The sequence below is a fragment of the Gordonia sp. YY1 genome (assembly GCF_009872315.1).
GTDB classification, from domain to species: domain Bacteria; phylum Actinomycetota; class Actinomycetes; order Mycobacteriales; family Mycobacteriaceae; genus Gordonia; species Gordonia amicalis.
In genome coordinates this window covers 24,783-39,046 of sequence record NZ_WXYI01000013.1, presented here as the reverse complement: position 1 = coordinate 39,046, position 14,264 = coordinate 24,783, and the positions used below count along the sequence as shown (strand labels likewise).

12 protein-coding genes are annotated in these 14,264 nt (G+C 68.1%); 7 read left to right on the top strand and 5 right to left on the bottom strand.

Features of this window, described 5'->3' with window-relative positions; genetic code table 11:
• Positions 1-115 precede the first annotated feature (115 nt).
• Positions 116-1,243 (top strand): NDMA-dependent alcohol dehydrogenase, encoded by a 1,128-nt coding sequence (locus BPODLACK_RS16420; protein ID WP_159405712.1) that lies wholly within the window; start codon positions 116-118, stop codon positions 1,241-1,243.
• A gap of 55 nt (positions 1,244-1,298) precedes the next feature.
• Here the strand turns inward: BPODLACK_RS16420 and BPODLACK_RS16415 are convergent, their stop codons facing one another.
• Together BPODLACK_RS16415 and BPODLACK_RS16410 are read right to left on the bottom strand one after the other, a co-directional pair.
• Positions 1,299-1,880 carry a potassium channel family protein gene (locus BPODLACK_RS16415; protein ID WP_006436661.1) on the bottom strand — a complete coding sequence of 194 codons (582 nt, stop codon included), beginning with the start codon at positions 1,878-1,880 and terminating at the stop codon, positions 1,299-1,301.
• Positions 1,877-3,868: a M13 family metallopeptidase gene (locus BPODLACK_RS16410; protein ID WP_159405711.1), complete on the bottom strand. Its 1,992-nt coding sequence runs from the start codon at positions 3,866-3,868 to the stop codon at positions 1,877-1,879. Before BPODLACK_RS16410 ends, BPODLACK_RS16415 begins: the two co-directional genes overlap by 4 nt.
• An 85-nt stretch (positions 3,869-3,953) precedes the next feature.
• On the opposite strand from BPODLACK_RS16410, the gene BPODLACK_RS16405 reads away from it, so the two are divergent.
• The 3 genes from BPODLACK_RS16405 to BPODLACK_RS16395 all read left to right on the top strand — a co-directional run bounded on the left by BPODLACK_RS16405 (position 3,954) and on the right by BPODLACK_RS16395 (position 6,999).
• A complete protein-coding gene (locus BPODLACK_RS16405; RefSeq protein ID WP_024499457.1) occupies positions 3,954-5,414 on the top strand; it encodes a dihydrolipoyl dehydrogenase family protein in 1,461 nt (486 codons plus the stop codon).
• A 128-nt stretch (positions 5,415-5,542) separates the two neighbouring features.
• A complete protein-coding gene (locus BPODLACK_RS16400; RefSeq protein WP_006436664.1) occupies positions 5,543-6,280 on the top strand; it encodes a FadR/GntR family transcriptional regulator in 738 nt (245 codons plus the stop codon).
• The gene (locus BPODLACK_RS16395) at positions 6,280-6,999 is read left to right on the top strand and encodes a sterol desaturase family protein (RefSeq protein WP_006436665.1); all 720 of its coding nucleotides are present in this window, start codon (positions 6,280-6,282) and stop codon (positions 6,997-6,999) included. The genes BPODLACK_RS16400 and BPODLACK_RS16395 overlap by 1 nt, the downstream gene beginning before the upstream one ends.
• Before the next feature lie 350 nt (positions 7,000-7,349).
• Here BPODLACK_RS16395 and BPODLACK_RS16390 read toward each other — a convergent pair whose 3' ends face one another.
• Positions 7,350-8,102, bottom strand: coding sequence for a pirin family protein (locus tag BPODLACK_RS16390; RefSeq protein ID WP_159405710.1), 753 nt, complete (start codon positions 8,100-8,102; stop codon positions 7,350-7,352).
• Between the two features lie 189 nt (positions 8,103-8,291).
• Here BPODLACK_RS16390 and BPODLACK_RS16385 point away from each other — a divergent pair, with 189 nt between their 5' ends.
• Complete coding sequence (locus tag BPODLACK_RS16385; RefSeq protein WP_024499459.1) at positions 8,292-9,929, top strand: NTF2-like N-terminal transpeptidase domain-containing protein; 1,638 nt, start codon at positions 8,292-8,294, stop codon at positions 9,927-9,929.
• A 119-nt stretch (positions 9,930-10,048) separates the two neighbouring features.
• Here BPODLACK_RS16385 and BPODLACK_RS16380 read toward each other — a convergent pair whose 3' ends face one another.
• Together BPODLACK_RS16380 and BPODLACK_RS16375 are read right to left on the bottom strand one after the other, a co-directional pair.
• Positions 10,049-10,498 carry a DUF3054 domain-containing protein gene (locus tag BPODLACK_RS16380; protein ID WP_006436668.1) on the bottom strand — a complete coding sequence of 150 codons (450 nt, stop codon included), beginning with the start codon at positions 10,496-10,498 and terminating at the stop codon, positions 10,049-10,051.
• Between the two features lie 6 nt (positions 10,499-10,504).
• Positions 10,505-11,662, bottom strand: coding sequence for a lysylphosphatidylglycerol synthase transmembrane domain-containing protein (locus BPODLACK_RS16375; RefSeq protein ID WP_006436669.1), 1,158 nt, complete (start codon positions 11,660-11,662; stop codon positions 10,505-10,507).
• 76 nt (positions 11,663-11,738) lie between these two features.
• Here BPODLACK_RS16375 and BPODLACK_RS16370 point away from each other — a divergent pair, with 76 nt between their 5' ends.
• Both BPODLACK_RS16370 and macS read left to right on the top strand, forming a co-directional pair.
• A complete protein-coding gene (locus BPODLACK_RS16370; RefSeq protein WP_024499460.1) occupies positions 11,739-13,016 on the top strand; it encodes an AI-2E family transporter in 1,278 nt (425 codons plus the stop codon).
• A complete protein-coding gene (gene macS, locus BPODLACK_RS16365) occupies positions 13,013-14,254 on the top strand; it encodes a MacS family sensor histidine kinase (RefSeq protein ID WP_024499461.1) in 1,242 nt (413 codons plus the stop codon). Before BPODLACK_RS16370 ends, macS begins: the two co-directional genes overlap by 4 nt.
• Positions 14,255-14,264 lie beyond the last annotated feature (10 nt).

Genomic DNA, 14,264 nt, shown 5'->3' with positions numbered 1-14,264 from the left:
ATCACGTGAAATGGCTGCGGCGACCGCGGTCTTGGACCACCATGTGATGTACGTTGCATAAGCAGACGGCGATATCTAACGCCCTGTTCCGGGGCGGCACGAGTAAGGAGCACATGTGAAGACCAAAGGTGCAGTTCTCCGCAATCCGGGTGAGAAGTGGCAGATCGAGGAGTTCGAGCTCGGCGATCCGGTGGCGGGCGAGGTCCAGGTCAAACTTGTCAGCTCGGGTCTGTGCCACAGCGACCATCACCTCCGCACCGGCGACAGCCCCGCCCCGATGCCGGTTCTGGGTGGTCACGAGGGTGCCGGCGTGGTGACCAAGGTCGGCCCGGGCGTCACCAACCTCAAGGAAGGCGACCACGTCGTCACCGCGTTCATCCCGGCCTGCGGGACCTGCGAGCCGTGTTCGCGAGGACAGCAGAACATCTGCGACGAGGGTGCACGGCTGCTGACCGGCCTCTCGATCGCCGACGACACGAACCGTGCGCACACCCATGACGGACTTCCGCTCGTCCAGATGTGCATGCTCGGGACCTTCGCGCCCTACATCACCGTGAATCAGGCCTCGCTGGTGAAGATCGAGGACGACATCCCGCTCCAGGCGGCGGCACTCCTCGGGTGCGGTGTCGCGACCGGCTGGGGCTCCGCAGTTGAGATCGGCGGGACGCATGCCGGCGACACCGTCGTCGTGGTCGGCATCGGCGGTGTGGGCATCAACGCGGTCCAGGGCGCCGCGGCGGCCGGTGCGCGCCACGTCATCGCGGTCGACCCCGTGCCCTTCAAGCTGCAGATGGCCGAAAAACTCGGTGCGACGCACACCTTCCCGTCGATGGAGGCGGCGGCCGAGGCCATCGGCGACATCACCTGGGGCCGGATGGCCAACACGACGATCCTCACCGTCGGTGAGATCGACGGCTCGATGATCGCGCCCGCCCTGGCCCTCACCGGCAAGGGCGGACAGGTCGTCGTGGTGGGCATGGGCAACTACGCGTCGATGGACGCGCAGATGAACCTCTTCGAGCTCACCCTGCTGCAGAAGCGGGTGCAGGGCGCGATCTTCGGTGGTGCCAGCCCCCGGACCCAGGTGCCGGCGCTGCTCAACGAGTACCGTGCCGGCAAGCTGAATATCGATGATCTGGTGACCAAGACCTACCGGCTCGATCAGATCAACGAGGCCTACGACGACATGCTCGCGGGCAACAACATTCGCGGCCTGATCGTCTACGGCGACGACGACTACTGATCGCTCCGGCGAGGGCGATCACTGATCGCTCGCGCTGACACCCGGCGACGCCAGGTCACCCTCCGGTGGCCTGGCGTTTCTGGTTGATCAGCAGATTGAGGAATCGCAGACCGAGTCCGAGGAGCACGAGGGTGCTGGCCATCTGGATGGACACCGCGATGCGGGCGCCCTGCGAATACGCCGCGATGTCGCCGAAACCGGTTGTCGTGAACACCGTCAGGCAGAAGTACAGGGCGTCCACGCGGCTGAGGTACTCGTTGAAGCTGCCCGGGTCGTATTCGGAGAACAGGTAATACGTGGTGGCGAAGACGACGACGTAGAACGTCGACAGTGCGACGAGCATCTCCATTGCGGTCGCGAGCGGATGGACCGACCGGGCGAACTTCCGGACCTCCCAGACGCAGAAAGATGCCAGCAGGAAGGCGCCGACCGTCAGTCCGAGGATGTTGAGATCGCTCGTCCTGTTGATCGGCAACAAGAAGTATCCGATCAGCAACACGATGGCCGCGCCGACGGGCCGGAGTAGGGCGACTGTCAGATCGCGTCCCTTCGCGAGGACGAAGGATTCCGGTGCCCCGGGTCGCGGTACCGGGGCGCCATCGGGCGAGGCGCCGCCGGCCCCAGGTGCGTCGTTCACCAGATCCGGACCCGCTGGTCTTGCTCGAGATACAGTGCGTCGCCGGGCTTCACGTCGAACGCCTCGTAGAACGCGTCCACGTTGCGCACGACGCCGTTGCACCGGAACTCCGGCGGCGAATGCGGGTCGATGGACAGGCGGCGGATCGCCTCGGCGTCCCGGGTCTTGGTGCGCCAGATCTGGGCCCAGCTGAAGAACACGCGCTGCGTTCCGGTGAGGCCGTCGATGACCGGCGGATCCTGCCCCTCGTGGGCGATCTCGTAGGCGACGAGCGCGATCGACAGACCGCCGAGATCGCCGATGTTCTCCCCGATGGTGAAGTCGCCGTTGACCTTGTGCTCGGGGTCGAGGCCGGTCGGGGTGAACTCGCCGTACTGGTCGATGAGTTTACGTGTGCGTGAGGAGAACTCGGTGCGGTCGGTGTCGGTCCACCAGTCGATGAGGTTGCCGTCGCCGTCGTACTTCGCGCCCTGGTCGTCGAAGCCGTGGCCGATCTCGTGCCCGATGACCGCGCCGATGCCGCCGTAGTTGACCGCGTCGTCGGCCTCGGGATCGAAGAACGGCGGCTGCAGAATGGCCGCGGGGAAGACGATCTCGTTCATGCCCGGGTTGTAGTAGGCGTTGACCGTCTGCGGGGTCATGAACCATTCGTCGTGGTCGACCGGCCCACCGATCTTGGCGAATTCCCGGTCCTGCTCGAACGACGATGCGCGCGCGACGTTCCCGATGAGATCACCGCGGTCGACGCTCAGTGCGCTGTAGTCGCGCCACTTGACCGGGTAGCCGATCTTGGGGGTGAACTTCTCGAGCTTGGCGAGGGCCTTCTCCCGGGTGTCCGGGGTCATCCACGGGAGTTCGGAGATGTTGCGGCGGTAGGCCTTCACCAGGTTCGCGATGAGCTCGTCCATGCGCGCCTTCGCCTCGGGCGGGAAGTGCTTGGCCACATAGAGTTTGCCGACCGCGAACCCCATCGCGCCCTCGACGAAGCCGACGCCGCGCTTCCAGCGGTCGCGGATGGTCTCCGCGCCCGTCAGGGTGCGGCCGTAGAACTCGAAGTTCTCGTCGACGAAGTCCGACGACAGATACGACGCGGCGGAATGGAGCAGGCGCCACGTCAGCCACGTCTTCCACTCCTCGAGCGGGCGTGAGGCGATGAGTGCCGACGCTCCGGACACGAAGGACGGCTGCGCGACGACGACCTCGGCGAAGGTCGGATCGCCGGTGGTGCCCAGACCGCCCAGCCACTCACCGATCGGGAAACCGTCGGCGGCGGAGGCGAAGTCGTCCAGCGTCATCAGGTTGTAGGTGAGTTCGGCGTCGCGGCGCCGGACGACGTCCCAGTGTTCGGCCGCGATGGCGGTCTCGAGATCGAGGATGGTGGCGGCGCGGGCGGCGGCATCGTCGAAGCCGGCGAGGGCGAACATCCGCTCCACGTGTGCGACGTAGGCGGTCCGGGTCCCCGCGTGCTTGTCCTCCCGGTAGTACGACTCGTCCGGCAATCCGAGGCCGGACTGGGTGACGTGCACAAGGTAGCGGTCGGACTTCTTGGCGTCGGTGTCGACGTAATAGCCGAACAGTCCACCGGCGCCGTGACGCTGGAGCCGGCCGATGCGTCGGGCGAGCGCGTCCGCCGAGTCGACGGCCGCGATCTTCTCGAGTTCCCCGGTGATCGGGCCGATGCCGAGTGCCTCGATGTGATCGGTGTCCATGAACGACGCGTAGAGGTCACCGATCTTCTGTGCGTCGGAGCCGCTCGCGGGGCTCGACTCGGCGCATTCGGTGATGATGTCGCGGACGTTCTCCTCGGAGTTGTCGCGCAGCACGTGGAAGGCGCCGTCGACCGAACGGTCGTCGGGGATGACATGCGACTCCAGCCACTTCCCGTTGACGTGGGCGAACAGATCGTCCTGGATGCGGACGGAATCGTCGACCCAGTCGAGGTCGAGTCCGGACTTGAGGTCGGTATTCGAAGCAGTCACGCGCTCCATCCTGTCACCGGATGGGCGATCCGTCAGCAGCGTTCGGTACCGGCGAAATCGCACGAGGTCCCCGGTCGGTCCCTACGGTGGATCCATGGTGGGAGAAACCAGCTACGACGTCGTCGTGATCGGCGGTGGTCCGGTGGGCGAGAATGCTGCCGACTACGCGATACGGGGAAGCGATCGCACGGCCGCGATCGTCGAACACGAACTGATGGGTGGGGAGTGCTCGTACTGGGCCTGCATGCCGAGCAAGGCGCTGCTCGGACCCGGCAACGCCCTCGAGGAGGCGCGGTCACTGGCCGGGTCCCGCGAACGGGCATCGGCGCCGAATCCGGATGCCGACGCCGTGCTCGGCTGGCGGGACACCGTCACCGGGCGTCTCGACAACAGCGCCGCCACGCACGATGACTCCGGCCAGGTGCAGTGGGCCGACGGTGCCGGCATCGAGGTGATCCGCGGTCACGGCCGGATCGTCGGCGAGAAGCAGGTCCGCGTCGGCGACCGGTTGGTGACGGCCCGCGAGGCCGTGGTCATCGCGACCGGCAGCACCGCGTCGGTCCCGCCCGTCCCCGGACTGCGCGAAGCGCTGCCGTGGACCTCGCGCGACGCCACCAACATCCTCGAGATCCCGGAACGGGTGGTGGTTCTCGGCGGCGGGGTGGTGGCGTGTGAGGCCGCGACGTGGCTGCTCGACCTCGGGGTGCGCAGCCTGGTCATGGCCATCCGCGGGGACCGGCTGTTGCCGCGGATGGAACCCTTTGCAGGGGAACGGGTTGCCGACGCGCTGCGGGCTCGCGGCGCCGACATCCGCTTCGGGACGACGATCGAGGCGGTCGAACGAACCGACGCCACTGCCTCGGGATACGGACGACTGCACGGCGGCCCGGCGGTCGTCCGGCTCGCGGGCGACGGTGCGGGGGAGCTCACCGTCGACGAGATCCTGGTCGCGGCCGGAAGGTCGCCGGCGACAACCGATGTGGGCCTCGACTCGCTGGGTTTGGCGGCCAAGGGACCGTTGACGGTCGACGATCACCTCACCGTGCCGGGGCATCCGTGGTTGTACTCGGTCGGAGATGTCAACGGCCGTAACGCGTTGACGCATATGGGCAAGTATCAGGCGCGGGTGGCCGGTGACGTCATCGCGGCGCGGGCGGAGGGGCGAGACCTCGACGGATCGCGGTACGTCGCGGTTTCGGACCATGCCGCGGTGCCGCAGGTGGTGTTCACCAGACCGGAGATCTCCTCGGTGGGGCTGACCCACGCGCAGGCGGAGGACGCGGGCATCGACGTGCGCGTCGCCGAAGGGGGCATCTCGGTGGCCGGGTCGTACCTGCTGGGTCCGGACTACTCGGGGTACGCCTCTCTGGTCGTCGACGCGGCGCGGGACGTCCTCGTGGGTGCGACGTTCGTCGGGGCGCAGACGGGCGAACTCGTGCACTCGGCGACGGTCGCGATCGTCGGTGAGGTGCCGCTGTCGCGGTTGTGGCACGCGGTGCCGTCGTATCCGACCGTCAGCGAGGTGTGGCTGCGATTGCTCGACCAGCTGCGCTGACCTGCAGAATCACCGCTTCAGCGGAGTGCCGCTACGTAGGGCCGGCGCGTCTCCGCCGACGTCGCGAGCATGCGGCACAATTGGTCTGACCACTTGACCACCTGACCGAGGGTGGCTACCGTCACAGCATGCCCTTCGAGCCGGTGACCCAGCAGAGCGCACCCGAGATCGTCTTCGACCAGATCGTCGAGGGGGTGCTCTCCGGCGATCTGGCCGCCGGTGAAGCGCTCCCCAGCGAACGAGAGCTGGCACGGATGCTCGGGGTGTCCCGGCCGACGGTGCGCGAGGCGCTCAAACGAGTCGCCGCGGCCGGGCTCGTGACCATCCGGCAGGGCTACGGCGCGCGCGTCCAGGACATTGCACGCACAGGCGGGCTCGACCTGTTGCCACGGCTGCTCCTCCGTGGAGGGGCGCTCGTGCCGAGTGTCGCGCGGTCGATCGTCGAAGCGCGCGCCGCCGTCGGGCCGGAGGTCGCCCGCCTCGCGGCGCAACGTGCCACCGACGACGATCTCGTCGCGATCCGGTCGGTCCTGGATCGTCTCGCCGCCGAGCCGGACCCGATCGGCCAGCAGGTCGCCGCCCTCGAGTTCTGGAGCGTCGTCATCGACGCGGCCGACTCGATCGCCTTCCGGCTCATGTACAACTCGCTGCGCGCCGCCTACGAGCCCGCCGTACCCGCTCTGGCCGGGGTCCTGGAACCCGAGGTCGGGAACATCGAGGGCTACCGCGCGCTCGTCGACACCATCGCCGCGCACGCACCCGAACGCGCCGAAGCCGCGGCCCGAGCCCTTCTCGCACCCGCGACGACGGCACTACTCGCTCTCTGCGAGGCACTCGAGATCACCGACCCACAGGAGGAACACTGATGGCCGCCGACGAGATCGACATCAGGGCGCGCCGGCAGGTCGCGGCCGAGGAACGACGCATGCGGTCGCGGCACTCGATGTCGCTGCGCGACGCATTCGCCGAGTTCCTCCGGCATCCGTCGCCGTGGATCATGGCGGGTTTCCTCGTCACCGCGCTGGCGGCACGAGTGTGGTTGGGCGGCTGGGGTTTTGCCGACCTACTCGTCCCGGCGATCATGGTTGCGAGCTTCCCGCTGGTGGAGTGGCTGGTCCACGTCTTCGTCCTGCACTGGCGACCGAAGCGCCTGGGCCCGGTCACCGTCGACCCGCTCGTCGCCCGCAAACACCGCGAGCATCACCACAATCCCCGCGACATCCCGCTCATCTTCATCCCGTGGCAGGTGCTGATCGGGGTGATGATCGCGGCCCTCATCGTCGGGCTCGTCGTCTTCACCAGCGTCGAGCGCGGGCTGACCTTCCTGGTCGTGCTGCCGGCAATCGGCCTGGTCTACGAGTGGACGCACTACCTGATCCACTCCGACTACCGGCCGCGCCACGCGTTCTACCGCAGGATCTGGCGCAACCACCGGTTCCACCACTACCGCAACGAGCACTACTGGTTCACGGTCACCACCGCCGGGACCGTCGACCGGTTGCTGCGGACCTACCCCGACCCGGACACCGTCGAGAAGTCACCGACCGCGAAGGACCTGCACGCGCTGTCGCGGACGGCGGAATAGGTCTGATGCGCTGGCCGAAGGACGACCGAGGTCGGTGAGGTCGTTTCGATACGGCTCGTCGCAAGCTCCTCGCCTACTCAACGAGCGGGGGCGGCTCGTCGCAAGCTCCTCGCCTACTCAACGCTCCTATGTCACGCGGCGGTCGCGGTTGCTGGTTGAGCCGGTAGCGAGCGGAGCGAGCCACCGCGTCGAAACCTCCCGCCGTGCTGGTGAGCGGGTCGGTGGCGGGCGGGTTTCGACGCGACGCCTCGCTTCGCTCGGTGTCGGCTCAACCGGCATGGGGTTGCCCGGTGTCGGCTCAACCGGCATGGGGTTACCCGGTGTGGAGGTTTCGTGCAGCGGGTGGGGCCTCAGGAACCGCCGAGCCCCGACGCCATCGACCACACGAGGATCTCGGCGCCGGCGGAGGACGTGACCGACATCAGTTCGGCGTCGAGGGCGCGGACGGCGTCGCCGGCGTCCAGAGGCGCAGGTTCCCCGTCGACGGTGACCGCGGCCTGCCCGTCGACGACGAACAGGTGGGTGAACCGGGCGCCCGGGAGTTCGACGGTCCCGCCTGCGCGCAGCCGCGCGGCGTAGAGCGTGGCGCCGGCGTTGGCGAGGGAGATCGCCGCCCCCCGGTCGGGGGCACCGGAGGCGACCGCGACCAGCTCACCGGTCGACAGCTGGTCGGCGACGTCGGCCTGGTCGTAGGACGGGGTGAGCCCGTGCCGGTCGGGCATCAGCCACATCTGCACGTAGTGCACCGGCTCGGTCCCGGAACCCGCCAGCTCGGGCCAGGAGTCGTTGCGCTCGGAGTGCTCGACCCCGGTACCGGCGCTCATCCGCTGGACGAGACCGGGATAGAGCACTCCGGAGTGTCCGGCCGAGTCGCGATGCACGAGCGTTCCGGAGACCACCCACGTGACGATCTCGCTCTCCTGATGATGGTGGAGGTCGAAGCCCGCGCCGGCCGCCACCTCCTCGTCGTTGAACGCGAGGAGGGCACCGAAGTGGGTGTTCGTGGGATCGTAGTGATCGCCGAAGGAGAACCCGTGTCGTGAGGTGAGCCAGTCGGTCGTCGTGACCATGCGATCGTCGCCGGGGATCACCGTGAAAGCCATGGCTCCATCATCGCAGTCGGCGCGGGCCGGACTCGGTGCGGTTTGTCCCCCGTTTGGTGGATCGAACCATACGTCCCGGACCGATGCGACCCGCAGATTGCGGGACGAGATGAGTTCGTGACCGGCTTGATTCCCGAATGGAAGCTGGGAGCGTCGAATTCGAGTGTGACAAGAGTGAAGATTGTCGTCATGAAGATCTGGGTCAAGGGCGCAACATCCGCCGCTTGTGCCGCGGTCACCTGTGCCGTCGTGGTGAGTTCCTGTTCGCTCACCGGATCGTCGAACACCGGTGCTGCTGCCGCCATCGACGCATTCGCCAGCGCGCTGAGCCGACAGGACGCCGGCGGTGCCGCGCAGCTCACCACCGCGCCCGGTCAGGCCGGCGACAGTCTGATCACGACGCTGAAATCGATGTCTGCGCAACGGATCGACGTCGACATCGAGAAACCCGTCGAATACAGCGACGGTACCGCGACCTTCGCCCTGACCACGAAGTGGAACTGGGACAAGGGACGCGCCTACGAGGCGAGCAGTGAAGGAACTGCCCGGAAGTTGTCGTCGGGGTGGAAGGTCACGTGGGATCCGGCGATCCTGCATCCGGGTCTCGGCGCCGGAGGTCACCTCCGCGAGATCCGGACCGACGCGACGCCCTCACCGTCGGTGCGCAGTCGCTCGAACAAGGTCTTCATGTACCTCCAACCGGTGAACGAAATCGTCATCGACCCTGCACAGACGCGCGATCTGGCGGCCACGACCCGAGCGCTGGCCGGCGTGATCGCGCCGATCGCGCCGCTGATCACCCCAGCGGTCATCGGCGAGAAGCTGGCCGAGACGCCGGGTAAGTCGGTCATCGCCGTCACGCTGCGCGATCCGGACATGCAGGTTCTCGCGGGCGACCCCGCGCGTGTTCCCGGCGTGAGCGTCAACCGCACCGATCAGCTCGTCATGGCCGACCGTCGGCTGTCGTCGCCGCTCGAGGACGGCCTGACCAACTACTGGCAGGCGATCCGCGACGCCACAGCCGGCTGGCAGGTCGAGATGGTCAACCCCGGCGTCCGGCCGCGCCGCCTCGCAGGTGAGCAGGGACCGCCCGGACCCGATGTGCTGTCGACCGTCGATCAGGGTGTGCAGCTGACCCTCGGCGACGCCGCGGTCGAGGTCGGGCAGCCCGCCACGATCCTCACCCTCGACGCCCAGACCGGCGCGATCCTGGGCATGGCGCAGAACACGTATGCGGCCGAGCGCAACATCGATATCGATCGGGCCTACCCGGTCGGTTCGACGCTGAACCCGGTCTTCGACGAGGTCGGACGCATTGCCGGGCCGCAGCCCGAGCAGGCGGACACGTTGCTCGACCGCCTGGGTCTCGGTGTCCAGTTCACCGTGCCGGGGGCCAGCGTTCCGACGCCGGGCCAGCCCGGTATCGCGACCATCGGTTACCGCCCCGGCCAGACGAACATGTCGATGACCAACATGGGTGCGCTCGGCGTCGCAATGGCACGCGCCGCGGCGGGTCAGCCCTCGTCGGTGCCGCCGTTCGTCCTGAGGAATGTGCCCACCAAGGTCGCCGGCGGTGAGCTCGGCGGCCTCGACCCCGCTCTCGTCGGACCGATCTTGAAGGCGATGACCGCCACCGCGGCCACCGGTGATGCCAGCGACCTCACCCGGGCACCCGGGCTGAAGGCGCTGGTCGGCACCAACGGCCCGGAGGGACCGGGCTGGTTCGTCGGCATCCAGGGCGGACAGGTGGTCGTGATCTACACCGAAGGTCCGAAGTCGGGTACCGCGGCGCTTCAGGTGGCGCAGAAGTACTTCACGATCAAGTAGTCGAGACCATCATCGAGTAGACGAGGCCACCGCCGGCCCGGTGGGCGCTTTCGACGCGACGCCTCGCTGCGCTCGGTGTCGGCTCAACCGGCGTGGCTTGCGGACATCGGCGCGGTGTGTCAGCGGTCGGCGGCGCGCCGGCCGAGGTAGGCGAAGACCGCGCGCCATCCGAGCAGGAAGACGGCGAGCGTCACGGTCGCGACGATGACGAAGCTGACGGCCACGCCCTGGCTGAGGATGAAGCGCAGGATCATCGCGACGGTCACGGTGCAGAACCAGATGACGATCCCGACCGGCACCACACGGTCGGGACGGAAGTCGTGGCCGAAGAAGTCGCTGGACCGCACGTGGGCGTACACGTAGGTGATCGACCAGCCGGCCGCGCAGCCCACGAGGAACGGCCACAGCGTGTGCAGAAAGGCGACCGGTGCATAGCCCTCTTCGTGGCTGGCCCGGCCGATCACCACGAAGATCGTGATGGCCACCGCGTCGAACAGGGCGGCAACCGGCCCGGTCGCGGTCCCGCGCGCCGGTGAGGTCCCCGCCTCGGTGGGGTTCGGGATCGGCATGGTGGTCTACCGTACCGGGTCTGACGGGGGATCAGTGTCGGACCCTTGACCGGACTCCGAACGGGACGGGTCCTCTGATGCGGCCGCGTCGACGTCCCGCTCGACCGCGTCGATGAACGTGTCGTCGCGCCTGATCCGGCTGCGGAACATGATCGCGATGACCACCCAGCCCACCGCCGCGATGAAGACGTAGCTGATGATCCGGTAGATCAGGACGGCGGTGATGGCGTCGGCGGCGGGCATCCCGGCGCTGGTGAGGGCCGGGACCAGCACGGCGTCGACCACGCCGATACCGCCCGGGAGCAACGGGATCGCCGTGCCGACGGCCTTGCCGGCCGCGTACGCGACCATGAGTCCAGAGATGCTCGGGTGCGCGTCGACGGCCCAGCAGGCGAACATCAGACACGCGACGTCGGCGACCCAGTTGAACAGGCTCCAGCCGAAGGCGATGGAGGTGTCGCGTTTGGTCAGCTGGACCGCGCGGAGCTGCTCCAGTGTCTCGAAGAGCTTCTCGGTGCCGTGGTCGTCGGGTTTGTTGCGGAGCTGGTTGATCCAGCCCAGCACCCGGATGCTGGTGTTCTTCAGAGATTCCGGATGGCTGGCGAGGTACTGCAGGACCACCGCGACCGCGAGCAGACCGGCGACCGAGAACACGACGGAGAACGGGCTGGTCTTGGCACCGGCGAGCATTGCGCCGCCGAAACCGAGGACGGCGAGGCCGACGCCTGCCAGCAGCCCCGACATGACGACCTGCCACGACGCGACGACCGGGGTCGCACCCCACTTGCGCGTCTCGCGGTAGGTGAAGGCGGGCGCCAGCACCTGACCGCCCGGCATCGTCTGGCTGAGCGAGTTGGCGGCGAGGATGACCGACAGCGACTTCCACTGGGTGACGCGGACGCCTGCCGAACGCAGCAGCGCGCGCTGGACCTTCGCGAAACTGTCCATCGACAGCATCGCGGCCACGACACAGGCGAACACCCAGTGCCATTTGATGTCGCCGATGCGTAGCCAGGCCTTCTTCAGCTCGGGCCAGATCAGCACGACCTCGACACCGAGGATCACCAGGACGACGGCCAGGAGGACCCACCGCACCCACCAGAAGCGGGGACGGGTGGCCGAGCGAGGGGTCACGTCCCCCGGCGAGCCAATATCCTCCGACATACGTGACACCTTAGGCCAGGCTGTATCGCCGTATGTCCACCACCATTGGGTAGATCGACTGTCTACTGTTGCTCTCGTGAGCGAAGCCGAACCGGCCGGTCGGCCGCATGTTGCCCCCGACCTCGCGTCCCTCGACCGTGCCAGGGTCCACCCGCAGGTGCGAGCCGCCGCGGAATGGGCGTGGCGGTTGCTCCTGCTCCTCTTCGCGGCCTACGTCGCCGCCAAGCTCTTCGTGGAGTTCGAGGAGGTGCTGGTCCCGGTCGCGCTCGCGATCCTGATCGCGGCGATGCTCGTGCCCGCGGTCGACGCCCTCGACCGTCGCGGGGTGCCGAGATCCCTGGCGGTGCTCCTCAACATCCTGCTCGCGCTGGGATTCATCGCGGGTGTCATGACCTTTGTGGTGCGCGAGTTCATGCGGGGCGTGCCGCAGCTCGTCGAAGAGGTCAGCGCAACAGTGGAGCGCACCAAGGAGTGGTTGATCGAGGGACCGCTCGACCTCGACCCCGAGCAGGTGCGCAATGCGGGTACCGACATCCTGGACTTCCTGCAGCACAACCAGGATCGGGTCACCAGCGGCGCGCTCGCCACCGCCACCACGGCGAGCGAGATCATCACCGGCGCACTGCTCACACTCTTCCTCCTCATCTTCTTCCTCTACGGAGGTGATCAGATCTGGCGGTTCTCGGTCGGCGTCGTACCCGTCGCGACCCGTGACCGGGTGTGGCGAGCGGGAATCGCCGGATTCGGGACGCTCGTCGGCTACGTGCGGGCCACGGTCGCCGTGGCCTTCGTCGACGCCTGCGGCATCGGCGTCGGCCTCGCCATCCTGCAGGTTCCGCTCGCACTCCCGCTGGCGTCGCTGGTGTTCCTGGGCGCGTTCATCCCGATCGTCGGTGCCCTGCTGAGCGGTTCGCTGGCGGTGCTGGTCGCACTGATCACCCAGGGCTGGCTCGCGGCCGTCGTGGCCCTCGCCATCGTCGTCGGCGTCATGCAGCTCGAAAGCCATGTGCTGCAACCATTTCTGCTGGGACGTTCGGTGCGACTGCATCCGGTCGCGGTCGTCCTGGGCATCGCCGCGGGGCTGGTCTCGGCGGGGATCATCGGCGGCCTGCTCGCGGTACCGCTCATCGCCTTCCTCAACACCGCGATACGGCACCTGAAGGACAGCGAGGGCGCGGCCGACGACCAGGAGGCCGCCGGTGGTCACGTGGTCGAACCCAGTGAACCCGTGTGGGACACCGCCGATCCCGATGCGACCGCGGATGCGGTGGCCGAGCGCGGCACGAGGCACGGTGGTGAGACACCGAAATCCGATGAGTCCGAGCCGGACCCCCGGGACCCGGGACCATCGTGAGCGCAGAGCCGTCCGCGCGGTGGGTCGCGCAGATGCGGCACACCGAGGCCGGACTGCCGGCCCGTGCCGTCGACGCCGATCCGGTCGGCCCGCTGTGGCGTGGTGCGCAGATCTTCCGGCTGCTGTCGTATCTGTATGCGCTCGGCTTCCAGATCGCGATCAACGACGACCTCGAGCATCGTGCCGTCGCGTGGGCGCTCTTCGGTCTGCTGACCGCCTGGACACTGGTCAGCGGCATCGGTTACTTCATCGGATTCGCCCGCAACCGCTACTGGGTGACCGCCGAGGTCGTCGCGGTCTGCGGCCTGATGCTGTCCACCTCATATGTCGCCGACGCCGGGTGGGCATGGCACAACCAGACCTGGCCGACGACGCTGTGGGCCACCAACGCGGTGATCTCGGTGGCCATCCTGGCCGGGCCGACGTACGGGATCATCGCGGGCCTCGTCGTCGGCGGGACGAGCACTTTCGTCAAGGGCGAGCTGAACCTGAACTTCGGACGCAACGCCACGATCATCGTGATCGTCGCGACCGGTATGGCCGTCGGACTCGCCGCGGCGAACGCCCGCCGGACGCATGAGAAGCTCTCGGCCGCAGCGCGTATCGCGGCGGCCGCCGAGGAACGTGAGCGCTTGTCGCGCGAGGTGCACGACGGAGTGCTTCAGGTGCTCGCGCTCATCGCCCGGCGAGGTCGTGAGATCGGTGGCCCCACAGCAGAACTGGCGTCGTTGGCCGCCGAACAGGAACGCGCATTGCGTCGATTGATCTCCGACGCCGGGGATGCCGGTGCCGAAGACGACCTGGACGGCGTCGGCGTGCCGGGCACCGGGGAGCTGGATCTCGTGGCCGCACTGAGGGTGTTCGCCGACGATCGGGTCTCGGTGAGTGCACCCGCCGACCCCGTCCCCGTACCCGCCCGCATCGGGCACGAGATCCGCGCCGCCGTGGTCAACGCTCTCGACAACACACACCACCACGCGGGACCCGATGCGCGCGCCTTCATCCTGGTAGAGGATCTGGGGGACGACGTGGTGGTGAGCGTACGTGACGACGGTGTCGGAATCGTCGAGGGCCGACTGGCACAGGCGGTCTCTCAGGGACGTCTCGGTGTCGCGAAATCCATTGTCGGCAGAATCGAGTCAGTGGGCGGCACGGCCGTCCTCGACACCGAACCCGGCGGCGGCACCGAATGGGAGTTCACCGTTCCACGTCGGCAGACCGAGGGTCGGCGGGACTGAGGGAGGGACC